This window comes from Robertmurraya dakarensis (assembly GCF_900156875.1).
Taxonomy (GTDB): domain Bacteria; phylum Bacillota; class Bacilli; order Bacillales; family Cytobacillaceae; genus Robertmurraya; species Robertmurraya dakarensis.
The window spans coordinates 1705621-1728110 of record NZ_LT707409.1 but is presented as its reverse complement, the minus strand read 5'-3'; the positions used below and the strand labels follow the sequence as shown (position 1 = coordinate 1728110).

The following is a 22490-nucleotide window of genomic DNA, read 5'->3' as shown; positions in this document are numbered from 1 at the left end:
ATACATTTCCTTATAATCGATAAACATTGTTATAATATATATATATATAATAGAACAATATGATTATACTAATTTACTTATATTTTGTTTTTTATGGGGTAGAATAAAAATTGTTAGAATAAGGAAGTGTTTGTGTGTCTCAATCATTATTTGTTAAAACGCCTGTGCAAAAACATTGGCTTGAGAAAGTATACAAGTATGAAGATTCCTTTAAAAGGTATTCAAAAGAGATAGATGAAAAGTCTATTTTTCCAAAAGAAAATATTACTGCACTTGTAGAGATGGGGTATACAAAAACGACATTGCCTAGAGAATACGGCGGGGAAGGATTCAGTGTAACTGACATGGTCCTGCTGCAAGAAACCATTGCCAGCTTTGACAGTGCAACCGGCTTATCGATTGGGTGGCATCAAAGTGTCGTTGGGGAACTATTTGAAAATAAGCTTTGGGAAGAAGAAAAGCTGCAGGTTTTTGCCAATGAAATTACAAAGGGTGCTTTAGTAAATCGGGCAGCTAGTGAAGCTCAGACAGGAAGCCCAACTCGTGGAGGCCGTCCAGGAACATCTGCCATTAAAAAAGGGGAAAAGTGGGTTGTTTCGGGGCATAAAACGTTCACTACTATGTCTCCTGTATTAACTCATTTCCTTGTATCTGCGTGGATAGAGGAAAAAAACGGACTCGGATTTTTCCTCATCGAAAGAGGAACGGATGGCTTATCCATAAAGGAAAACTGGAATGTTATTGCGATGAGAGGAACAGAAAGTCATGACCTTATTCTTGATAATGTTATGGTAGATAGTGAAAACCTAGTGGAAATAAACCAGCTTCCACGTGGAAATAAGTTAAATGGCTGGCTGCTGCACATCCCTGCATGTTATTTAGGAATAGCACAAGCTGCACGTGATTATGCAGTAGAGTATGCAACGAGCTATTCTCCCAATAGTATAAAAGGCACGATTAGTGAGCTGCCAAATGTACAGAGTTTAATCGGGCAGATCGATTTAGAATTAATGAGTGCAAGGCATTTTCTATATAGCGTTGCTAATTTATATGACGACGAATCACGCCGGCAGTATCTTACTAATGAGTTGAGTGTCGCTAAGCATATTGTCACAAATTCGGCCATTACAATTGTCGATAAGGCGATGAGATTGGTGGGAGCGAAAAGTCTTCAGCTTTCCAATCCCCTGCAAAGATACTATCGTGATGTAAGAGCTGGGCTTCATAATCCCCCAATGGATGATATGACAATTTCTAAGCTAGCTCAAGCGGCGATTGAAGAACATAAAAATTGAGAGCTCCATGAAGGGTTCAAGACACCGTCAATTAAAAGAATAAACATAAAGCGAACAGTCTAACTGTTCGCTTTATTGCTGCCCATCTATAAATTGTACTTCAACCCATTTCCTAACACTGTTGATAAACCAAACTCTAGTGCTTCGTTTAATGTCGGAAATGAATAAGATTTTTTCCTGTATTTTTCCTTGTTTCAATAATTGACTTCGAAAAGTTCCTGCTAAAAGGCCGCTTGTCACAGAAGGTGTCCAACGTTCACCATCTATCTCTAAAACAATATTCCCGTTCGTAAATTCTGTTAGCTCGCCATTTTCATTCCATAGAAGAATATCGAAAGCGTTTGGATTCTTCTGTTCTTGGAACTCATCATAAATGGATCTATTTGTGGTCTTATGGTATAAGAACGGATTGTTTTTATTGATGGGTCGATCAGCAATCACCATTTTTAGCGGCGATTCAAGTGGTGTGGCCGGTGCTCCTTCCATTAGCAGATTTGCCTTTTCATCTAAAAGAAGCCGTACTTTCCATTGTCCTTCTGGATGTTTAAGGGCAAACTCTAATAAGGCCTTTTTTACATCTCCAATCTCGCACTGAAAACCAAAGTAGTGAGCAGTATGCTCTAATCGTAAAAGATGCTCCTCTATTAAAAAATATTGACCTTGATCTAACAAAAGGCTCTCCAATAATTGAAAATCTATAGTGTTTTCCTCTAGTAACCTTGCTTTTGTGAGGATTTCTTCATACTCTCCATCAGAAGTTGAATCCCAAGTAATTCCGCCGCCGACACCATAAGTCGCTTTCCCACTTAACTGTTCGATCATCACAGTCCTGATCGGCACATTAAAAATCGCTTCCTTTTTTGGAGTAATGAAGCCGATTGCGCCACAGTATACTTCACGCGGCATCGTTTCCAATTCCGAAATGATATCCATTGTGCTGATTTTTGGTGCACCGGTTATCGATCCACAAGGAAACAGCGCTTTAAAAAGTTGAAAAAGGGGCAAATCTCGAGATACTTTAGCCTCAATGGTAGAAGTCATTTGATACAGTGTTGGATATCGTTCAATCTCAAACAGCTTTGGAACATGAACAGTACCTGGTTGTGCAATCATGTTCAGATCATTTCGCAATAGGTCGACGATCATGACATTCTCTGCACGGTTTTTTTCTGAATGGTATAGCCAGTTTGCATTTTTCTCATCTTCAGCAAATGACGTACCTCTTTTTATCGTTCCTTTCATGGGACGGGTCGTTATTTTCTCTCCTTCTAAGTGGAAAAATAGCTCAGGTGAAGCCGATAAAATAGTATGGTCACCCGTATTGATATATGCGCAATAATCCGAGGCTTGTGCATTTTTTAGTTTCTTAAAAAAAGAGATATCATCACCCTGAAATTGAGAGGTAAGACGAATAGTATAATTTGTTTGATACGTGTCACCGCATTCTATGTAATGTTTGATAGAATCTATCGCTTTTTCATATTCTGACATGCTGACACTCTGCTTCCATTTTGTAAGTGTATAGGGTCCATCTCCATTAATTGGTTCATGTGTCACATCCGAAAAAATAGCAAACCACAGTAATGGCATCGTGTTTCCATCCTTAACTTTAAAAGCAGGGTCAAATGCAGGGGCGCTTTCGTAAGATAGAAATCCAGCTGCATAGTACCCTTTATCAACAGCATGTTGAACAGATTCTAGACATGGAAGTACTTCTTCAACTGTATTTGCGATAATGATATTTTCCGGATCGCTGAATGTATGAGGGACAACTCCCGCGGTACCAGCAAATTCAAAAGATAAAAGAGGCTTTTTTCTATTCATGTCTTTAAATATCATCCTTATTTTCATGATGAAAAAATGGAACAGCTAGTAACTGTTCCATTTTTTATTACTTTGTCATTAGATAGCTCTTGCAACGTTTAGCTGTAAGGCATTCTGCAATGTTCTCATTTCCTCTTCGTTTAAAGGAACCATTGGCAAACGTACGCTTCCAACAGGAACACCGCTAAGATTTAGTGCTGCTTTAACAGGGGATGGACTAGGTGCCGCAAATAATGCTTTCATTTTCGGAAGAAGATGCTGATGGGCAGCGGCTGCATCTTGAATATTTCCTTTTAAGAAACTTGAGACCATCTCTTGCATTTCATTTCCCATTACGTGAGCAGCAACGGAAACAACGCCAGCTCCGCCAATTGATAGAACAGGCAATGTTAATCCATCGTCACCGCTGTATAAAGTAAAATCACTAGGAGTTCTGCTGATAATTTCTGCCATCGCATCAAGATTTCCACTAGCTTCCTTAATACAAACAATATTCTCAATTTCTGATAGACGCACAACTGTATCAACATTAATATTAACAACACTTCGTCCTGGGATATTATAAAGCATAACAGGAAGTTTTGTTGAGTCTGCAATTGCTTTAAAGTGCTGATATAATCCTTCTTGTGAAGGTTTGTTATAGTAAGGAGCTACGAGCATAATGGCATCTACACCAGCTTCTTCAGCTTGCTTTGTTAAGCTGATAGAGGCTCTTGTATTATTAGAACCAGTTCCTGCAATAACTGGAACTCTTCCTTCGACAACTTTAACTACATATTTGAACAGCTCTACTTTCTCTTCTGTTGTTAATGTAGGAGATTCTCCTGTGGTACCAGCTACGACAAGGCCGTCAGACCCGTTTGCTATTAAATAATTAACTAATGTACGAACACCGTTAAAATCAATTTCACCTTTTTGATCAAATGGAGTAACCATTGCAGTAATAATTTTTCCGAAATTCATGATCTCTTCACACCCTTGTCATTATTTTAATTAGAGGGGGAAGGCTCTTAAAAACAAACGCAAAAAAACAACAACGAGGGACGCTGTTGCATTAGAACAATAACATTTGAAATCGTTCCCGTGCGTAAGATAGCCCTCCATATAGTTTCCTATATGACAGTCCTGCATTTATTCAATAACAGGCCCAGTTTCAAGAATGATGAGTTCCTTTCCACTTCGGCAAATACCCCTTTCCATAATGTTCAAAGGATCTCATCATCCTCCCATTATGTACTATTGGTCTCTGCACCTCTATCCTCACTTCAAAAGTATTTGAAATAGGAATATGTAATTGAATGTAATATATCAATATATGCTGATAAATGCAAGGTTAATTTTGAATTTTCTTTGAAAAATAATTTTTAACATGGTATTTATATGTTTTTTGAAAGTTGCTGTAGTACTTCACCGATTTTCCTGTCTCGAATTACATGATCAGCATACATATCAAATTCTGTTGGATCATGATTAACAATGACTAATTTTGATCCTTGTTCCTTGGCGATTAGAGGAAATTGATTGGCGGGCGTAACGGTTAAGGAAGATCCTAGAACAATAAATAACTCTGATTTATGCGCTTCCTCTAATGCAAATTGAAAGGCTTTTTCCGGTAAAGACTCCCCAAATAAAACAACCGAAGGCCGCAAGATCCCGCCGCAGACGCAATAATATTCCTCGTTAATATATTCTTCACTGCTGTAGATATTCCCGCATGCTTGACAGTGTAGTTTTTGCAAGGTTCCGTGTAGTTCAGCTACTTTTTTCGAACCGGCGAGCTGGTGAAAGCCATCGACATTCTGAGTGATAATAGATTGAATAATCCCTTGTTTTTCCCATTTTGCTAAGATGAGATGTCCTTCATGAGGCTGATATTCTTTAACACCTAATACACGATCTCGGTAAAAATCAATAAACTCATGGACATTATTGTTTAAAGCATCCGTGCTTGCAAGTCTGGCAGGGTCCTTTTTTTTCCATAATCCTTTCGAAGAACGAAAGTCTGGAAGGCCGCTCTCTGTTGACATGCCAGCCCCAGTGAAAACAACTGTATAGTTTGATTCCAATAACCACTTTTCTAGCAAAACAAACGTCACTCCTTTTCCAGTAAGGATGTTACCTATATTATAGAGTTTACTGAGGATAATGAAAACAATTCTGCTAACAGGAACTAAGCTTCCAAGTGTTTCTGAGAAAGTTTATTTTAACTTTTACAAGGTAATACATATCTAAATAGTGAAAAACACTGTCAAGAAATGAACAGTGTTTTGTACTTTGCGTTCTATAATAATAGTTTCGAAATGAGAAATCCAAATATTGGTCCAATTATTGCACTTAATGTCATGGAAACAGAGCTTATGGAAAAAGTAAACTCTCCATACTCGAACGCTTTTGAAGTCCCTATAGCATGTGAAGAACTTCCTAATGCAATACCTGTCCCTAACGAACTGCGAATACGAAACCATTTTAACAGACTTGGTGCCATAATAGCTCCAGAAATACCTGCAATCATCACAAAAGCAACAGTAAGCGTTGGGTTTCCTCCAATGTCATTAGCCACTTGCATGGCGACAGGCGTAGTAATAGATTTAGGAATCATGGATAAAAGGATATCTCTAGGGATAGACATTATTTCTGCTAATAAAAATAAAGTAAACATTCCCGAAATTAAACCAGTGAGCACTCCTGCTAAAATGGGAAGAGCATGTTTTATAATTGTCTTTCTTTGGTGAAATAATGGATAGGCAAGGGAAACAACTGCCGGCCCAAGAAGGGAGTGCAGCCAATGACCGCCAGTCATATAAAAATCGTAAGAAAGATCAAAGCTCTTTAGGATTGCAATAATGAAGATCGTCGATGTTAAGACGGGTAATAGGAAGGGGATTGGAAACTTCCGGTATAACGTAACCATACCCAAGTAAATAATGACAGTTATAACAATAATTATTAATGCGATAGGTGTTTGGAGCACATTTTCTTCTCCTCCCTTTTAAGCTTAGCGTTTTCAAGGTAATGGCTGGTTTTAGCAGTGATGATTATTGTTGCTGCGGTGCTTGTCATAACAATTAAAAAGATAAGAAGGCCCTTACCCGAAAAAAGGCTGGGATAATTCATTATGCCAACCGTTGCTGGTACTAGTAGAAGAGGCAAAATGGCGAGTAAAAATCCTGCTCCCTGTTGAATCCAGTGTACAGGCAAAATGTTCGAAAACATTGCTGCTAATAATAACAATAAGCCGATGATACTGCCTGGAAGAGGGATATATAAAATTTCTTGCAGCAAATTACCCAATAGAAAAAAAACGTAAAGGATCCCTAATTGGAAGATCCCTTTTACTAAATTCAAGGTCCAGTCCTCCTTTATTTTTATTTGTTTAAAAATTTTGAATAGTATCTTGTTTTTTAATATGTGTTATCATATCTTTAAGGCGTATAATTGTAAAATATATAATTTGAATGATAATAATATATTTTTTAAATAATTAATAAGAGGGGTGTTGTATGGAACTTCGACAATTGCACTATTTTATTGCTGTTGCTGAGGAATTAAACTTTAGTCGTGCGGCGGAAAGACTTTTAATAACCCAGCCACCCTTAAGTTTACAAATTCAAAACCTAGAAAAGGAACTTGGAATTCCTCTTTTTTTTCGAAATAATCGCCATGTGGAATTAACAGAAGCAGGGAAATTTTTTTATAAGGAAGTTTCGGCTGCAATTTATCACTTGAACCGTACTGTTAAAGAGGCACAACGGATTCATCATGGAAAAGTCGGGACAATTAAAGTAGGATTCGTCGGGTCAGCTACTTATGATATTCTTCCTGCTATACTGAGAGAATTTCGTTTGAATCACCCAGAAGTTGAAATTAAACTAACCGAAATGTCGACACCGAATCAAATTGAAGCATTGTGCGCTGAGGAGATTGATATAGGAGTTCTTAGACCACCAGTGAAGATAGGTCCACTGCAGACAGATGTCGTATCTAGAACGTCTTGTGTACTTGCAGTACCAAAGTATCACCCGCTATTAAAGAAGCAAATTGTTAATCTTGCAGATTTAGATTCGTACCCATTCATCATGTTGTCCAGACGAACTTGGTCAGACTTTTATGATAAAATTATTGAGATATGTGCTCCAACAATTCAGCAGGAGGCATTAGAATTTCAAACGGTTATTGGCCTTGTTGCAGGTGGTTTAGGAATCGCTGTTGTTCCACAATCGGCATCTCATTTACATACGAGGGATGTTACGTATATTGATATGAAGGATTTACCCACTGTATCAATGGGAGTTTCGTACCTCCGGAAGAATCGGTCTCCGCTTGTTAAAGCATTCATTCAAATATCGAAAGAAATGGAAAATAACTTAATCGTGCAGCCTAATCGTTCCTTTTAGCATTGGGTGTTGATCCAAAAAGGGGATATTCATTGATTTGCCCTTTTTGGATCATTGTGAATCTTATTACAGGTCCACTTTTGGATTAGTATTAAACTTTTCGTTTTTATTCTCTTTTTCACGTCCGTGCACTTGATCTCCGCCATTACCTTTCTCTTTCGCAATCTTGCCGCCCAGACTTACATTTGGAAATTCTTTCTCAGTCATTTGCTTTCACCTCCACAATCATTAAATTGTCCATAATGAAAAGATTTAACCTTAGAGGAGTTAGACATTTTTATCTATTCTCCTTTGATTAAATGTTCTCGATCATCACTTTGCGGGGGTTCTTCTAACCATCCGTGCTTAATCATAATATTTGCTCCGTCTTCCGCATATAGCGCTATTTCAGGGATCAGTGAAGCATACTTCACTCCCAAGTCCCGTCTTGGACTCCCTGACATTGAAGCTCCATAGTTCCCAATCCCGGCAGCTATCATTGCAGAAACGTGAAACATCATGAGTTTGTCTGAAAAGACAGGCTCTGTAGAATCTGTAATGGCAGTATCCCATGACATGGGAGCTGGTAAGTTTTCCTTCTTTAAAATATTACTAAAGATATCAACATGTTTCTGTGCAATTTGCTGCCCTCTTAAAAAATACTCTTTTACTTCTTGCTTTTGAGCAGTCTGAGCAAAACCGATAATTAATGTTTTCCCTATGGCATTTGTTTGAACATTATTAAATAACATCGTAATTTCCTGTGCTGTTAAAGGTCTCACATCCCCGAAGAATCCAGATAAGAATTGTTGCTTTTTAATAAAATCTACCTTGTCAGGTGTAGAAATATATGGAGGTCTAACATAGGTTCCTTCTTTTAACATTAATTCTCTTGTTAAATCCTGTAATTTAACTGCTGTACTTAGAACCTTTTTAAAAAAGCTAACTACATCAGGTCTTGTGACCAAACCGATTGCAACACCCGCAGCAGCCATTCCTAATACTGACATATTTCTTAAGTACATCAATACGTACGTATCAGAAAAGATCCTCGGTGCACCCGGATTGACATCTTTCTCAGTAAAGCCGACAGGTATAGGGAACTGCTCAGACTCAAAAAATTTATTTAAAAAATCGACATTCTCTTTTGATCCATTTAATGCAGATTCAATAACAGGACGCACTTCATCATCTTCAACCTTTTCCAAAAAATGTCTAGTCACACAAATACTTGCCGTATCATTAATATATTGAGTCCATAGGAACGTCATTTCAGCAGACGTTAATCGAATTTTAGTCTTATCATCCACTAAAACATACACCTGCTTTCATAATTTGTTTTTATTGTGTACAGATTAGAGAAAAGTATGTTATTAGCTGGAAAAAGCGAGCGGGTACTAGTAGTGTGATAAATATCACTTAATAAAAAATAGAATAGGTTATAATACAAAAAAATTAGATCGGAGGTTGAAGACGGTGAATGAACCTCGTTTAGAAACACTTTATGATGAAATAGGGGAAGAAAAAATCAACAAATTAGTTGCAGCGTTCTATCCTCGTGTCTATCAAGACCCTGTTTTAAGTCCCTTATTTGAGGGGGATATGGCCGAAATTATGAGAAAGCAGCGAATGTTTTTAACACAGTTTTTAGGCGGACCGCCCCTATACAGTCAAGAATTTGGACAGCCTGCAATGAGACAGCGGCACCTTCCGTTTGAGATCACGCCAAAGCGGGCACAAGCCTGGCTGAGATGTATGAAGGAAGCATTCGAGGAAGTAGGATTAGAAGGAATCCCGGCGGGGGAGTTCTTTTATAAGAGGTTAGAGCAGGTAGCAGCAATAATGGTAAACACAGCTGAATAGGAAATAGATAAAAAAAGTTCGCTGGGAGAATTCTTTATGTGCAGATAAGAATTCTCTTTTTTTGTCTGTAATTGAGTAAATATTATTATTATTTAAAAAATTCAGTTCATTAATAAATGAAGAAACGATATAATATCTTTAGAGAATGTTTGGAGCAGCAAACGTCAATGGAGTTCTACATAAGAACTGAGTTTCTAATTGTAAGCGTTTTATTAAATATTATTAGGTGGTGAACACTTTAATGAAGCTACACTTTAAACATTGGCCAAAAAGAAAACCAATATCACTTACCATTCCAAAAACGACGATGGATCACAACCTGGAGGTTTCTGCACAGCGTTATCCTGATAAGACAGCAATCTTTTATTATGGGACGACGATCACCTATGAACAACTTTTTGAGCAAGTAAATAAAATGGCCGGATACCTGCAAAAACATCTGCATGTGTCAAAAGGGGACAGGGTTCTTCTCAATATGCAAAACTCCCCGCAATTTATCATTGCCTACTATGGAATTCTGCGTGCAGGAGCCGTTGTTGTTCCAGTCAATCCTATGAACACAACTGAGGAATTATCCTTGTATGTAGAGGATAGTGCATCAAAAGTTGCATTTGCAGGCCAAGAGTTAGCGGAGAGAATGATCCCTCTTCTAGACAAGACTCATCTGAAGCATTTAATAGTAGCAGCGTACTCTGAGTATATTTCATCTGATTTTCAACAAGAGCTGCATGAAGATATCAGTACTCCACGCAAGAACTTTATTGAGGAAAACGTTACAGCATGGAAAGATGCATTAGCTGCAAATCTTATACCGAACGGAACAGGTGTAACTTCGGAAGATCTTGCTGCCTTGCCATATACATCTGGTTCAACCGGCAGGCCAAAAGGCTGTATGCATACACATGATACCATACAGGCCAATATCCTTAGCGGTGCGGCATGGGTAGATATGACTGCGGATTCAGTATGCCTTGCTACATTGCCATTATTTCATGTGACAGGAATGGTTCACAGCATGCATATACCGATCTATTGTGGTTCTACTATCGTTCTAATGACAAGATGGGATAAAAAATTGGCCCATCAACTGATCAAGCAATATAAATGCAGTCATTGGATCAATATTAGTACGATGGTGGTCGATTTTCTTACAAACGATAACCTGAATGAATCTGATTTTGATAGTGTTATGTTTATTGGCGGAGGAGGAGCTCCGCTGCCAAAAGCAGTGGGGGAAAATTTACTTAATTTAACAGGACTTCGATACATTGAAGCATATGGATTAACGGAAACCATCTCGGCTTCACACTTTAACCCAATGGACCACCCGAAATTGCAATGTTTGGGGATACCGACTTTTGGTGTTGATGCACGTATCATTGATCCGGTTTCATTGAAAGAACTTGGACCAAATGAAGAAGGTGAAATTATTATTCATGGGCCACAGGTTTTGAAAGGGTACTGGAGGAAGCCAGAAGAAACAAAGAAAACATTCATAACGATTGATGATAAACTCTTTCTTCGCACAGGAGACATCGCCAAATATGATGAAGATGGTTACTTTTTTATCGTGGATCGTTATAAAAGAATGATTAATGCTGCAGGATTCAAGGTTTGGCCAACAGAAGTGGAATCAGCCCTATATAAACATCCAGCTATTGAGCAGGTGTGTGTGATTGGTGTTCCTGATGAACGAAGAGGTGAAAGTGTTAAAGCGGTCGTTGTTTTACGAGAATCTCAAAAGGGGAAGGTAACAGAGGACGAAATTATTGAATGGTCTAAAGGGCAAATGGCTAATTATAAATATCCAAGATTTGTTGAATTTGTTGATAGACTTCCTATTTCTGGAAGCGGAAAAATACTATGGAGACAGCTTCAGGAAGAAGAATTAAAAAAGCGGCAGAACCTCCCAAACTAGTTCATATTTTTAATGATGGCCCCCAAAGTGCTGGGGGTTTTTCTCTTTAAAGGGTTGTAATTCCAAATTGGAAAAATAAATTAATGTTCAGTATCATTGAAGAAATAGCTTTGGAAAAAGGAGATTTCCTACTATGGAATTTATTACGATCAATCATTGGGATGAAGAGTTATGGGAAAAAATCAGGCCTATTTATCAGCAGTCCTTTAAGCATGGAGCCAAGCCTGAAAAAATTCTGCGGAATATGTCAGCCAAAGGCCTTTGCACTTTTCATGCCGCAATGGAAGAAAATGAGGTGGCGGCTTTTGCCATAACAGCTTCCTTAGAAGGTTCAAGTGTCATCATCATCGACTATTTGGCTGTTCGTCAAGAATATCGCCGGCATGGACTTGGATTAGAATTGCTTCAATATGTTAAGGAGTGGGCACTTTCTCAAGAAGCATTCCAAAGGTTAATCATTGAAGTAGAGTGTGAGGACAAACAGGAAAATAAAAAAAGAATACTTTTTTGGCAAAAATGCGGGTTTGTACTTGCAGATGATTATATTCATCATTATAAATGGATTCCTGAACCGTATCAGGCGATGTGGCTTGATTTATCTGATCAAAAAAGAACTGTTATGAAAGGAGAGGATCTGTTTAAGATCATTACAGCCTTTCATAAAGTATCCTTTCGAAACACAACGAGTTAATATGCTTTTACAAACCATGCTCTATATATGAAAAGGATAGAAAGAGTAAAGACAATGTACAGGGAAATTCCTAATATAAGATGCAATAAAGACGTAAAAATTTGATGACCACTGTATGCAATTAAAAACATAGGAGGGATTTGTCCAATAGCAGTTGCTGTAAAAAAAGTGCTGAGCGGAATGTTGCCCATTCCTGAGTACAAATTTACAACAGGCGGAGGAACAATTGGCAGCATTCTCACCATTAATAAAGCAATAAAAGCATTTTTTTCAAGCATAAATTGAAAACGTTGAATGCCTTTCATTCGATTAATGACAACTTCAAAATAGTTTTTTAGAAAAGTACGTGCAAGTACAAAATAAAGTACCGCTGCAAAGACCCCGCCAATCCAGTTAATGAATGTTCCCATTAATACGCCATATTTTGCTCCCATTAAACCTGCAAACAGAGTAAATGGTATGACGGGAATGGATGCTGTTAAAATTGAAAGGACAAAGTGAATATGGAGATTGCCGGTTTCGCTGGATTGTATCCAATCTAAAATGAAATCCTTATATTTTAATCCGTATAAGATAGCTGCTGCGTAAATAATAAGTATTAACCATTTCTTCATGTTAAACACTCCATAGTTTAATCCTCTTTTCATTATTGTTTGCAAGGTGGAGTGAAATTAACAATAATAGCCTCACAAGAAAAAAGGCATCACACTATGGTGATTGCCTTCCCTCTTCAACTAAGCTGTATTTTAATCTTTGTTTGTGCTTCTCGACCATTTTAACGAATATTTGAAGAAAGCTAGTGTCGTCTGTTAACTCGGGATGGAAAGCACAGGTAAGAATATGACCTTCTCTTGCTGCAACAATTTTACCATCATACTTTGCAAGTACTTCAACATGCTCACCGGCACTTTCGATAAAGGGAGCACGAATAAACACAGCAGAATAGGGGGTATCGATACCGACGATGTCGAGCTCAGCTTCAAAACTATCGCGCTGTCGTCCGAAAGCATTCCGCTTCACGCGAACATCCATAATCTGTAGATGAGCTTCCTCAACACCAGAAAGCTCTTTTGCCATCAGAATCATTCCTGCACAAGTTCCGAAAATAGGCTTTTTCTTCGCGGAAAATTCTCTAATTGGTTCAAGAAAGCCGTATTGCTCGGTCAATTTTCTCATGGTTGTGCTTTCACCGCCTGGCAAAATTAACCCGTCAATCTCCTCTAACTGCTCTGTTTTTTTAATGACTTCCGCTTCTAAACCAAGAGTTTGCAGTTGCTTAGCGTGTTCTTCAACAGCACCTTGCAGTCCTAGGATCCCAATAACTGTCATCTACCAGCCACGCTCCTGCATTCTTTCTTCTTGAGATAATTTTGAGATTTCAATTCCTCTCATGGCTCTACCAAGCTCTTTAGAAAGCTTCCCAATTAACTCATAATCGGTGTAATAGGTTGTAGCTTGTACAATCGCACTTGCAAATTTTTCAGGATTCTCCGATTTAAAAATACCTGAACCCACAAATACTCCGTCTGCTCCAAGCTCCATCATCAAGGCGGCATCAGCAGGTGTTGCAATACCACCAGCAGCAAAGTTTACAACGGGAAGCTTACCAGATTCTTTAATCTGCTTTAAGATTTCAAATGGTGCCCCTAAATTTTTTGCTTCAGTCATTAATTCGTCATCACTCATGACAGATACTTTACGGACTTGAGCTTGTACCATACGCATATGGCGAACTGCTTCAACAATGTTTCCAGTACCAGGTTCCCCTTTTGTACGAAGCATAGCTGCTCCTTCACCAATTCGACGTGCAGCTTCTCCCAGGTCTCGGCACCCACAGACAAAGGGGACAGTGAAATCACTTTTTAATAGATGATACTCTTCATCGGCAGGAGTTAACACTTCGCTTTCATCAATATAATCTACTCCCATTGCTTCTAAGACTCTCGCTTCAACGATGTGACCAATACGAGCTTTTGCCATGACAGGAATGGAGACTGCATTCATCACCTCTTCCACAATACGAGGGTCGGCCATTCTAGCAACCCCGCCAGCAGCACGAATATCTGATGGGACCCTTTCTAATGCCATTACAGCAACAGCTCCAGCTGCTTCCGCTATTTTTGCCTGCTCGGCATTAACAACATCCATAATCACGCCGCCTTTTTGCATTTGAGCCATTCCTCTTTTAACATTATCAGTTCCTAATTTTTTTTCCATTTTATTCACTCCATTTCGTAAATCTATTGTTTTTTTTGAATACATTCATTAGTATAAAAAGTAAGTGACTACATTGGAAGATTCAGTTTTTTAAAAAATAGCAGGGTCAGATAAAGGGGATGCTAGAAATGGACATGTTATCTTGTCATTTAAATCGTTCAATTGATATTCCATTATATGAACAATTGTACTTATATATTAAAAAAGAAATTACAGAAGGCCGATTAGCTTATGGAACAAAACTGCCATCAAAGCGAAAATTAGCAGATTTCCTAAAAATAAGCCAGAATACAGTTGAAACTGCTTATGAACAGTTAACGGCTGAAGGTTATGTAGAGGTATTGGCGCGAAAAGGGTATTTTGTGATGGCCTATGAGGATTTAGAGTACGTGCAGACTTCTGATCATTTGTCGGCCGAAACGAAAGTAAAAGAAGAAAAAGTGAAGTTTAATTTTCACCCGAGTGCAATTGATACGGAGAATTTTCCTTTTACGAGATGGCGTAAATACGCAAAAAATACGATTGATAAAAATAATCATTCCCTTCTTCTTCTTGGAGATTCTCAAGGAGAGTATGAACTTCGTCAAGAGATCGCCCATTACTTGTATCATGCACGAGGAGTGCAATGTGCACCAGAGGAAATTATTGTTGGGGCAGGGATCGAGATCCTGCTGCAGCAGCTTCTTCTGTTATTTGATGAAAAAACAGTATATGGTGTCGAGGATCCAGGATATCATTTAATTTTAAGGATTCTGAAAAGTTATCCGAATGAAGTATATCCGCTTGAAGTGGACGAAGAAGGTGTGAAGGTCAATCGCATCGATACGTCGAAAATAAATGTTGTTTATGTTACACCCTCACACCATTTCCCATATGGTACGGTGTTATCTGTAAATCGGAGGACAAAGTTATTAAAGTGGGCGCAAGCTGAGGATCATCGATATATTATTGAAGATGATTACGATAGTGAGTTTCGATACAGCGGCAAGTCAATCCCTTCTTTGCAAAGCATGGATCTTGGGGGAAAAGTGATCTACCTAGGAGCTTTTTCAAAATCATTAATGCCATCCATCAGGATTAGTTACATGGTCCTGCCAAAGCCTCTCATGAAGCGCTACAAAGAAAAGTTATCATTCTATCATTCTACAGTCTCAAGAATAGATCAGCATATCTTAACACAGTTTATGAGAGAGGGAGATTTTGAAAGACATTTAAACAGGATGCGAAAAGTGTATCGACGAAAGCTGGAAAAAGTGATAGAAATATTAAAACCTTATCAAGATAAGGTAACAGTTATTGGGGAGCAATCTGGATTGCATACGGTTCTTGTTGTTAATAATGGCCTAAATGAACAAGAACTTGTCCAAAAAGCCTTTGAGGCCAATATAAAGATCTACCCTATGTCATCTTATTCTTTAGAAAAAAAATATCAAAATCCGCCAAAAATTATTTTAGGCTTTGCTGGGATTCCAGAGGAAGAATTAGAAAATGCGGTGGTCTCTTTGCTTAAAAGCTGGGGATTTTAAGAGAGAATTAGTACTGAACTATCATTCTAAAATGTACACCATCTTTCCCAAAGATGGTGTGTTTTTATATGTAGCGTTGATAGGGAGTGCAAATTTTCGAATGAAAAATAAAAGGTAAAAATGTCCAAGTAATTCTCTGTGTGATATGATTATGAAGATATTACCACTGATATGACGGTGTTAATAGGAAGCGTTTTTTTATTGTAAATCTATTGAATTTTTGAAAAGGAATAGGTTGCTAGATATGAAAGATTTCAAAGCCTTCAAAGCTTTATGGTTCGATAAAGGATTTTTTCTCTTCCTTATTCTTGCAGGATTTGTAATTGGCTGCTCATCAGTAAGCTTTCATATTACATTCGGTGTTACTTTGACTCTAACGAGCGTCTTTTTATTTTTAATTCTTCGTCTTTATGGACTGGTTGCGGGGCTAGTTGCTGGGGTGATCGGATTATTATTTGCCCGAGATGGGCTGTACAGTATTGCTTACGCAGCGATCGGAATAATCGAGATTGCTTTTGTCGGTGCTTTTTTTTATAAAGGCCGCAGAGCAAAAATGTTTTTTGTTGATGGTTTGTTTTGGCTGACGATTGGTCTAGCAGCTTTATACTTTCTGAATGCACCATACCTAACTGGTCAGTCTTTATATTTTGAATTGAGCAGAGTCATAGTCAATGGGTTATTAAACGTTTTGATTGCGGATATGTTGTTAGCCTATTTCCCTTTTTATAAAGTGCTTAACCATCTGAATAAAAATAGTGTATCAATTCATCAGTTCCTTTCTCATATTACTTTTACTTCCATTCTAGTTCCATTTCTTTTAGTAATGACAATGGATATAAGTAATATGAAAGAGGTACTGCTTTTATTTCTTTTGTTAGCTATATTTATAATTATTCTCGTACTAGTGGTAAGTAGAATCTTTATGAAAAATTTACAGCAATTGACCACCGTTACAACTGGCCTGCCACAAAAACTTATATCATTAGAAACAGTAGAGTGGCCTGTCGTTTATGTTTCTGAGCTCCGTTTGTTAACACACAATCTTATGAATATGGCCAACACACTTAAAAACCTATTTCAAGAAAGTCTTGAAATGAACCGAATATTGACAGAGCAAACGAAAAAACTAAAAGAATCTGAGGATCAATTACACAAATTAGCGTTTTATGACAATCTAACAAAGCTGCCTAATCGTCTTCATTTTCAAAATTATGTTAAGGATTTAATTCTAATAGATGACAAAAAAGAGAAGATTGCGATTATATTTATTGATTTAAATCAATTCAAACAGATAAACGATACATTAGGTCACGATGCTGGGGATGAATTGCTTCAAATTACAGCTAATAGATTAGCAGGATTACAAAAAAATGGGCGGGACATTTTTCGAATGGGCGGAGATGAGTTTGTTATTGTCCATCGTTTTGAGAACCGTGAAGAAATCGAATTAACGATAGCACTAGTATTAGAGAAGTTTTCTGAAGCGTTTTCCCTCCAAGGTCAGTCTCAATTCATTACTGCCAGTCTAGGGGTTAGTGTATATCCTGATCACGGGAGGGATTTGGATACATTACTAAAGTATGCTGACATTGCCATGTATGCATCAAAGGAGTCGGGAGGAAATATTTCCAAATTTTTTGATGAATCTATGAAAAACAAATTTCAAGAACGCTTTATCATTGAAAATGCACTTCGCAATGTGGTGGAGCAAGGAGGATTTGAGCTTTATTACCAGCCTAAAATTCATTTTGGTGCAGTGACAAGCTTAGAAGCTTTGATACGCTGGAAAGACTCAAAGCTGGGGGTTGTTTCTCCTGCTGCATTTATTCCGATAGCGGAGGATAGTGATCTTATCTACGATATTGATAAGTGGTCTCTAACAAATGCATGTCTACAGAACAAAAAATGGCAGGACCAAGGCTGCTTGCAAATCCCTATTTCTGTTAATCTTTCTGCAAAACATTTTCAACAAAATTATATAGTTTCTATGGTGGCTGAGGTTCTGGAAAGAGTGGGATTGGAGCCCGAATATTTAAAAATTGAAGTGACAGAAAGTGTATTTATTGAAAATCCTCATGAAGTTGCCGAGATGCTTTGGCAACTCAAAAATTTAGGGGTTATGATCTCGATTGATGATTTTGGCAAGGGCTATTCATCTCTTTACCATTTATTAAAGCTTCCGGTTGATGAAATTAAGATAGATAGACAATTTATCAACGGAATCGATAAGGATGAGAAAAAGGAGTTACTAGTTGAAGCCATCTTACAGTATGCAAATAGGCTGAGCCTTAATGTCGTGGCAGAGGGGGTAGAGACAGTGAGTGAAAGGGATGTACTAACTAAAATTGGCTGTCATGAACTACAAGGGTATCTATTTAGCCCGCCTGTCAATGAAAGTGAGATCATTCAATTTTTGGTTCCAGCAAATGTAATGTAAAAAAAACAGGCATCTTCCATTTGAAGGTGCCTGTTTTCTATGTTTAATGATATGGGAATTGCGATGAATAGTTGCTGAATTGGGTGTAGGCTTGATCAATTTTTTGTTGTTCTTCTGCTTCAAGCTTGTACCAGCCTTTTCGAAACATTAAATTATAAAGCTCTCGACAACTTTGGTGTGTTTCTTGAAGAATTTGCAGATAGTCAGAATATAACTGCTCATGACTTGCTTCACGAATCGCAATATTAAGACTGTCTGTTAAATACTTGCATGAGCTCAGCCCGTCGTTCACAAAATCACGATCATTCATCTCCGGGCCTTTCACTTTTGGCAATTGTCCAGTTTGTTGATTTGCGATTTGGTTATTATTTTGCGATTGTTGATTTTGCATGTGTTTCACCTCTTTTATTAATGCTGTTGATTAGGACTTGGGATATTGGCCATAGCTGTATTGTTATCCACCTGTAAATGGGTAAGCAATCGTTGATAATGGTTTTGATGCATTGCACCAGCTTTGTCGAGTGCTTGTTTTATTTCTGGATCTGTGGACTGCTGGGCTAAGAAATGAAATTTCTTAAATGCTAACAGCTCCCAAGATAAAGCATCTTTTAAATAAAGAATATCTTTTGACGTAATTGCTCGCGGGGGTGTTGGTATCTGCGGTTGCATATTTTGCTGCATATTTTGCATATCTCTTCTCCTTTAACGGTTTTGTTAACATCCTTAGAATGTTCAACTAAAGTGTAATTATTCGTATTTAAGTTGTGCTGCTCTATAGGTAAAAATTCCAAGCAATCATGATAAACAAAAGAGATTAATTAATGTTCTTATTATTGTTATAATAAAAGGTAATGCAATGCGAGTTAGGAGCAGAAAATTGGATATAAAATTAACACAAAAAATAATTAAAGATAGATGTGGAACCATTTCCTTTAAAAAAGGTGAGACGTTTTTCCGCGGCAATAGAGTAGCAATTGAAAGTTACGAAAAAGGGTACTGTGAAGCAAAGGTATATGCTTTGGAAAATTTCAATGTAATCATTAAAAGTGATGGCCGAGGCGGTTTTTATGCAGATTGCAGCTGTCCAAAGCTTGCCTCTTTTCAGAAGGATTGCCAGCATATAGCGGCTGTTTTGCATGCTATTTATCATCAACAGGAACAAATCTATCCAAATAAAAAGGAAGAGTCAGACAGGCAGGAACAAGCACCCCATTTGTTTTCTTTTTTTGAGGAACAAGCTCTTAAAACGCGAACACGTCAGATGCATTTTGATCAAAGGAAAATTCTTCAGCCTGAGTATTTATTGAAGCTTATTCAATTAAGTGACGGTACGCAGCTCATAGGGGCAGGGATTAAGCTTGAAGCACGAGAAGTGGAGGATATTCGAGGCTTCTTAGAAGACTTAAAAACAGGGGGGAAGACACCGCTTTTCAATCCAAGTGAGCAATGTTTCAGAACAGAAGATGATGCGGTGCTGCAGCAGTTTATCCAAATTGCCCAAGATGAACGGATATACAGCAATAACTTGTCTAAGGAGTGGGATCGTAAAGAATTTAAAAGTTTTATAATCATACCACCTTCTTCTTGGGAAAAGCTGCTCCCTATGCTTGATGAAGCACCAGTAACATGGGAACATACAAATGAAGATTTTAAAGTTGCTCATGCACCCCTATCTTTAAAATTCATATTGGCTGAATTAGGAGAAGGACGTTATCAATTGGCTTTGAATGGCTTGGACAAAATGAGCGTGTTAAAGCCATATCGCTCCGTACTTGTAGATGGTACTCTTACCGTAATGAACATGGAAGGTTTTGGTATGCTGTTGAAATTAACACAAATGATCGAACGTTCAGGAAGTAAGCAGCTCCCGATTTCCAAAGAGCAATTAAGCTTCTTTTTAGATAAAATTGTACCTAACTTAAGAAATTTAGGGGAAGTTGAAATTTCACCTAGTATATCTGCTGCAATGACGAACATTCCATTAGCTGCAAAGCTGTTTTTGGATCGTGTCGGCAATCGGCTACTGGCAGGATTAGAATTTCACTATGAAAATATCATGATTAATCCATTGGAAAAAAGAGAAGACAGTCCTGCTCTTCTTTTTACAAGAGATAGAGTAAAAGAGGATGCCATTCTTAAACTAATGGAAGATGCCAAGTTTTCAAGCAGTGGTCAAGGGTATTTTTTGCAGAATGAAAAATTAGAATATGATTTTTTAGTTCACACGATCCCAAAACTTGAAAAGCTGGTTCAAATATATGCAACGACAGCGGTAAGAAACAGGATTTATAAAGGAAAAAATTTTCCTAAAATTAGAGTAAGGATCAAGAAAGAGCGGAGTAATTGGCTTGAATTTAAGTTTGAGATGGATGGAATACCAGACAAAGAGATTCGTGAAGTTCTTCAAGCATTAGAGGAAAAAAGAAAGTATTATCGCCTTCGAAATGGAACCCTCCTATCTCTGGAGACAAGGGAGTATGAAGAGATCCAACGGTTTTTAAAGGCTGTCCCTAAGCAGGAGGAAGAATTCGATACACTCATAACGATGCCGACGATACGTGGTCTTCCATATGTGCATCAAGATATTTTCAAACATGAAGAGTCGTTTAGTGAATTTTTAATGAACCTCCAACATCCCGGGAAAAACGATGTGGCCATTCCAGATAGTATCAATGAGGTCTTGCATGACTATCAAAAGGTTGGATACAAATGGATGAAGACTCTTGCTCATTATGGATTTGGCGGCATTCTTGCTGATGATATGGGGCTCGGGAAAACAATTCAAGCAATTGCTTATATCATTTCAGAACTTCTGAATATTCGTGGCAGCAAAAAGCCGATTCTTGTTGTCAGCCCTTCTTCTTTAACCTATCAATGGCTGGGTGAACTGTTGAAGTTTGCTCCTGAGGTAAAAGCGCAGGTTATAGATGGAAATAAAGCCAAAAGATTTGAAATACAAAAGAGGCTTAAGGATGAAGAAACGGATATTTATATTACTTCCTATCCGATCTTGCGGAGAGATATTAAGTGGTTTGAAAAGCAAAATTTCCATACAATATTTTTTGATGAAGCTCAAGCTTTTAAGAACCCGTACACACAAACTGCTAAATCAGTAAAGCTCTTAAACGCTGATCATCGTTTTGCGTTAACAGGTACTCCCGTTGAGAATTCTTTAGAAGAGCTTTGGGCAATTTTTCATGTTGTTTTTCCTGAACTCTTTCTAGGTTTAAAAGAATATAGTGAGCTTTCACGTATGATGATTTCAAAGCGAATCCGGCCCTTTTTGCTTCGTAGATTAAAAGAGGATGTGCTGTCAGAACTTCCTGAAAAACAAACATCCATAGAAGTCATCGATCTTCTTCCTGAACAGAAAAAGCTGTATGCAGCTTACTTAGCAAAACTTAGGCATGATACTCTTAAGCACCTTGACAAGGATACGTTACGAAAAAATCGAATCAAGATTCTTGCGGGTTTAACGAGATTGCGGCAAATTTGCTGTCATCCAGCATTGTTTGTGCATGATTACCAAGGGAGCTCAGCGAAGTTTGAGCAGCTTCAGCAAATTATAAAGGAGTCTCAACAAGCCGGAAGGAAAGTATTGATTTTTTCACAATTCACGAAGATGCTTCAGCTGATAGGAAGAGAACTTGCTTATAAGGGTGTGCCGTTCTTCTATCTTGATGGGCAGACTTCTGTTGAGGAAAGGCTGGAAACATGCCAACGCTACAATTCGGGAGAACGCTCCATTTTCCTCATTTCTTTAAAAGCAGGCGGAACTGGACTCAACTTGACCGGAGCGGATACGGTAATTCTATATGATAACTGGTGGAACCCTGCAGTGGAAGAACAAGCAGAGGACCGCGCTCACCGTATCGGGCAGAAAAAAGCGGTTGAAGTGATTAAGCTTGTTGCTCGGGGAACAATAGAAGAAAAAATGAATGAGTTACAAGAAAAGAAAAGATTGTTAATTCATGAAACCATTGATGTGAAAAGTAAAGAACAATATACTCTGACAGAAGAGGATATACGGGAAATATTCAATATATAGTTCAAGAAAGGAAGAGGTCACTCTTCCTTATTTTTGAACTCAATTTTATCCAGCTTGTTCGAAATGTCCTTTAGGATGGCATTTCGTTCTTTTTGTGATTTAATGAGAGTGATTGCGAACCATATCACAAACCCAAGGCCGGCGAAATAGATAACAAGCATAAATAAAAAAGGTATAATCGCAAATGCTGCTTCCATAAGTAATCCTCCAAGATGATGGTTTGGAAATTATTTGTATCCAGTCGGATTATATCATAAATATTGCAAAAATATAACAAATGTTACAAATATACAGCCGC

Annotated in this window: 21 protein-coding genes and 1 riboswitch; of the genes, 8 read left to right on the top strand and 13 right to left on the bottom strand. The window is 37.9% G+C overall.

The genetic code is table 11. The features are described 5' to 3' along the window. Window positions 1-134 precede the first annotated feature (134 nt). Window positions 135-1295, top strand: a complete 1161-nt coding sequence (locus CZ487_RS17095) for an acyl-CoA dehydrogenase family protein (RefSeq protein WP_077213480.1) — start codon at window positions 135-137, stop codon at window positions 1293-1295. Window positions 1296-1367: 72 nt separating this feature from the next. On the opposite strand, the gene pabB is transcribed toward CZ487_RS17095, so the two are convergent. The 5 genes from pabB to CZ487_RS17070 all read right to left on the bottom strand — a co-directional run bounded on the left by pabB (window position 1368) and on the right by CZ487_RS17070 (window position 6464). Continuing rightward, window positions 1368-3119, bottom strand: a complete 1752-nt coding sequence (gene pabB / locus CZ487_RS17090) for an aminodeoxychorismate synthase component I (protein WP_077213479.1) — start codon at window positions 3117-3119, stop codon at window positions 1368-1370. A 78-nt stretch (window positions 3120-3197) separates the two neighbouring features. Further along, window positions 3198-4082, bottom strand: a complete 885-nt coding sequence (gene dapA / locus CZ487_RS17085; RefSeq protein ID WP_077213478.1) for a 4-hydroxy-tetrahydrodipicolinate synthase — start codon at window positions 4080-4082, stop codon at window positions 3198-3200. A gap of 122 nt (window positions 4083-4204) precedes the next feature. Beyond that, window positions 4205-4384, bottom strand: a riboswitch (Lysine riboswitch). 111 nt (window positions 4385-4495) lie between these two features. Further along, window positions 4496-5203, bottom strand: coding sequence for an NAD-dependent protein deacylase (locus CZ487_RS17080; RefSeq protein ID WP_077213477.1), 708 nt, complete (start codon window positions 5201-5203; stop codon window positions 4496-4498). A gap of 197 nt (window positions 5204-5400) precedes the next feature. Then, the gene (locus CZ487_RS17075; RefSeq protein ID WP_077213476.1) at window positions 5401-6090 is read right to left on the bottom strand and encodes an LrgB family protein; all 690 of its coding nucleotides are present in this window, start codon (window positions 6088-6090) and stop codon (window positions 5401-5403) included. After that, the gene (locus CZ487_RS17070; RefSeq protein WP_077213475.1) at window positions 6066-6464 is read right to left on the bottom strand and encodes a CidA/LrgA family protein; all 399 of its coding nucleotides are present in this window, start codon (window positions 6462-6464) and stop codon (window positions 6066-6068) included. Before CZ487_RS17070 ends, CZ487_RS17075 begins: the two co-directional genes overlap by 25 nt. Window positions 6465-6619: 155 nt before the next feature. Here CZ487_RS17070 and CZ487_RS17065 point away from each other — a divergent pair, with 155 nt between their 5' ends. After that, window positions 6620-7513, top strand: a complete 894-nt coding sequence (locus tag CZ487_RS17065) for a LysR family transcriptional regulator (protein ID WP_077213474.1) — start codon at window positions 6620-6622, stop codon at window positions 7511-7513. Between the two features lie 66 nt (window positions 7514-7579). Here CZ487_RS17065 and CZ487_RS27245 read toward each other — a convergent pair whose 3' ends face one another. Then, the gene (locus tag CZ487_RS27245; protein ID WP_202617847.1) at window positions 7580-7720 is read right to left on the bottom strand and encodes a hypothetical protein; all 141 of its coding nucleotides are present in this window, start codon (window positions 7718-7720) and stop codon (window positions 7580-7582) included. A 74-nt stretch (window positions 7721-7794) separates the two neighbouring features. Continuing rightward, the gene (locus CZ487_RS17060; RefSeq protein WP_077213473.1) at window positions 7795-8802 is read right to left on the bottom strand and encodes a DUF3231 family protein; all 1008 of its coding nucleotides are present in this window, start codon (window positions 8800-8802) and stop codon (window positions 7795-7797) included. Window positions 8803-8968: 166 nt separating this feature from the next. Here CZ487_RS17060 and CZ487_RS17055 point away from each other — a divergent pair, with 166 nt between their 5' ends. The 3 genes from CZ487_RS17055 to CZ487_RS17045 all read left to right on the top strand — a co-directional run bounded on the left by CZ487_RS17055 (window position 8969) and on the right by CZ487_RS17045 (window position 11964). Continuing rightward, entirely contained in the window at window positions 8969-9355 is a 387-nt protein-coding gene (locus CZ487_RS17055; protein ID WP_077213472.1) for a globin domain-containing protein, read from the top strand. Between the two features lie 241 nt (window positions 9356-9596). Continuing rightward, a complete protein-coding gene (locus CZ487_RS17050) occupies window positions 9597-11273 on the top strand; it encodes a long-chain fatty acid--CoA ligase (RefSeq protein ID WP_077213471.1) in 1677 nt (558 codons plus the stop codon). Window positions 11274-11406: 133 nt separating this feature from the next. Further along, a complete protein-coding gene (locus tag CZ487_RS17045) occupies window positions 11407-11964 on the top strand; it encodes a GNAT family N-acetyltransferase (RefSeq protein WP_077213470.1) in 558 nt (185 codons plus the stop codon). On the opposite strand, the gene CZ487_RS17040 is transcribed toward CZ487_RS17045, so the two are convergent. From CZ487_RS17040 to pdxS, 3 genes are all read right to left on the bottom strand, one after another. After that, window positions 11961-12578 (bottom strand): TVP38/TMEM64 family protein, encoded by a 618-nt coding sequence (locus CZ487_RS17040; RefSeq protein ID WP_077213469.1) that lies wholly within the window; start codon window positions 12576-12578, stop codon window positions 11961-11963. The genes CZ487_RS17045 and CZ487_RS17040 overlap by 4 nt on opposite strands. Before the next feature lie 94 nt (window positions 12579-12672). Beyond that, complete coding sequence (pdxT, locus tag CZ487_RS17035) at window positions 12673-13293, bottom strand: pyridoxal 5'-phosphate synthase glutaminase subunit PdxT (RefSeq protein WP_077213468.1); 621 nt, start codon at window positions 13291-13293, stop codon at window positions 12673-12675. Further along, window positions 13294-14181 (bottom strand): pyridoxal 5'-phosphate synthase lyase subunit PdxS, encoded by an 888-nt coding sequence (pdxS, locus tag CZ487_RS17030; RefSeq protein WP_077213467.1) that lies wholly within the window; start codon window positions 14179-14181, stop codon window positions 13294-13296. A gap of 128 nt (window positions 14182-14309) precedes the next feature. Here pdxS and pdxR point away from each other — a divergent pair, with 128 nt between their 5' ends. Further along, on the top strand, window positions 14310-15707 hold the full coding sequence (pdxR, locus tag CZ487_RS17025) for a MocR-like pyridoxine biosynthesis transcription factor PdxR (RefSeq protein WP_077213466.1): 1398 nt from the start codon (window positions 14310-14312) through the stop codon (window positions 15705-15707). A gap of 244 nt (window positions 15708-15951) precedes the next feature. Next, window positions 15952-18144 (top strand): putative bifunctional diguanylate cyclase/phosphodiesterase, encoded by a 2193-nt coding sequence (locus tag CZ487_RS17020; protein WP_077213465.1) that lies wholly within the window; start codon window positions 15952-15954, stop codon window positions 18142-18144. 43 nt (window positions 18145-18187) lie between these two features. Here the strand turns inward: CZ487_RS17020 and CZ487_RS17015 are convergent, their stop codons facing one another. Together CZ487_RS17015 and CZ487_RS17010 are read right to left on the bottom strand one after the other, a co-directional pair. Beyond that, window positions 18188-18535, bottom strand: coding sequence for a spore coat protein (locus CZ487_RS17015; RefSeq protein WP_077213464.1), 348 nt, complete (start codon window positions 18533-18535; stop codon window positions 18188-18190). Between the two features lie 17 nt (window positions 18536-18552). Continuing rightward, window positions 18553-18834 (bottom strand): ferritin family protein, encoded by a 282-nt coding sequence (locus CZ487_RS17010; protein WP_077213463.1) that lies wholly within the window; start codon window positions 18832-18834, stop codon window positions 18553-18555. Window positions 18835-19021: 187 nt separating this feature from the next. On the opposite strand from CZ487_RS17010, the gene CZ487_RS17005 reads away from it, so the two are divergent. Then, window positions 19022-22192 (top strand): DEAD/DEAH box helicase, encoded by a 3171-nt coding sequence (locus tag CZ487_RS17005; RefSeq protein ID WP_077213462.1) that lies wholly within the window; start codon window positions 19022-19024, stop codon window positions 22190-22192. Between the two features lie 17 nt (window positions 22193-22209). Here CZ487_RS17005 and CZ487_RS17000 read toward each other — a convergent pair whose 3' ends face one another. Beyond that, on the bottom strand, window positions 22210-22389 hold the full coding sequence (locus CZ487_RS17000) for a hypothetical protein (RefSeq protein ID WP_077213461.1): 180 nt from the start codon (window positions 22387-22389) through the stop codon (window positions 22210-22212). Window positions 22390-22490 lie beyond the last annotated feature (101 nt).

What these genes read in the sequence shown, in the direction of transcription:
- pabB (WP_077213479.1), bottom strand. Translation starts at nt 3,119, where the DNA reads ATGAATAGAAAAAAGCCTCTTTTATCTTTTGAATTTGCTGGTACCGCG.
- dapA (WP_077213478.1), bottom strand. Translation starts at nt 4,082, where the DNA reads ATGAATTTCGGAAAAATTATTACTGCAATGGTTACTCCATTTGATCAA.
- CZ487_RS17065 (WP_077213474.1), top strand. Translation starts at nt 6,620, where the DNA reads ATGGAACTTCGACAATTGCACTATTTTATTGCTGTTGCTGAGGAATTA.
- CZ487_RS27245 (WP_202617847.1), bottom strand. Translation starts at nt 7,720, where the DNA reads ATGACTGAGAAAGAATTTCCAAATGTAAGTCTGGGCGGCAAGATTGCG.
- CZ487_RS17050 (WP_077213471.1), top strand. Translation starts at nt 9,597, where the DNA reads ATGAAGCTACACTTTAAACATTGGCCAAAAAGAAAACCAATATCACTT.
- CZ487_RS17045 (WP_077213470.1), top strand. Translation starts at nt 11,407, where the DNA reads ATGGAATTTATTACGATCAATCATTGGGATGAAGAGTTATGGGAAAAA.
- CZ487_RS17040 (WP_077213469.1), bottom strand. Translation starts at nt 12,578, where the DNA reads ATGAAGAAATGGTTAATACTTATTATTTACGCAGCAGCTATCTTATAC.
- pdxT (WP_077213468.1), bottom strand. Translation starts at nt 13,293, where the DNA reads ATGACAGTTATTGGGATCCTAGGACTGCAAGGTGCTGTTGAAGAACAC.
- pdxS (WP_077213467.1), bottom strand. Translation starts at nt 14,181, where the DNA reads ATGGAAAAAAAATTAGGAACTGATAATGTTAAAAGAGGAATGGCTCAA.
- pdxR (WP_077213466.1), top strand. Translation starts at nt 14,310, where the DNA reads ATGGACATGTTATCTTGTCATTTAAATCGTTCAATTGATATTCCATTA.
- CZ487_RS17020 (WP_077213465.1), top strand. Translation starts at nt 15,952, where the DNA reads ATGAAAGATTTCAAAGCCTTCAAAGCTTTATGGTTCGATAAAGGATTT.
- CZ487_RS17015 (WP_077213464.1), bottom strand. Translation starts at nt 18,535, where the DNA reads ATGCAAAATCAACAATCGCAAAATAATAACCAAATCGCAAATCAACAA.
- CZ487_RS17010 (WP_077213463.1), bottom strand. Translation starts at nt 18,834, where the DNA reads ATGCAAAATATGCAGCAAAATATGCAACCGCAGATACCAACACCCCCG.
- CZ487_RS17000 (WP_077213461.1), bottom strand. Translation starts at nt 22,389, where the DNA reads ATGGAAGCAGCATTTGCGATTATACCTTTTTTATTTATGCTTGTTATC.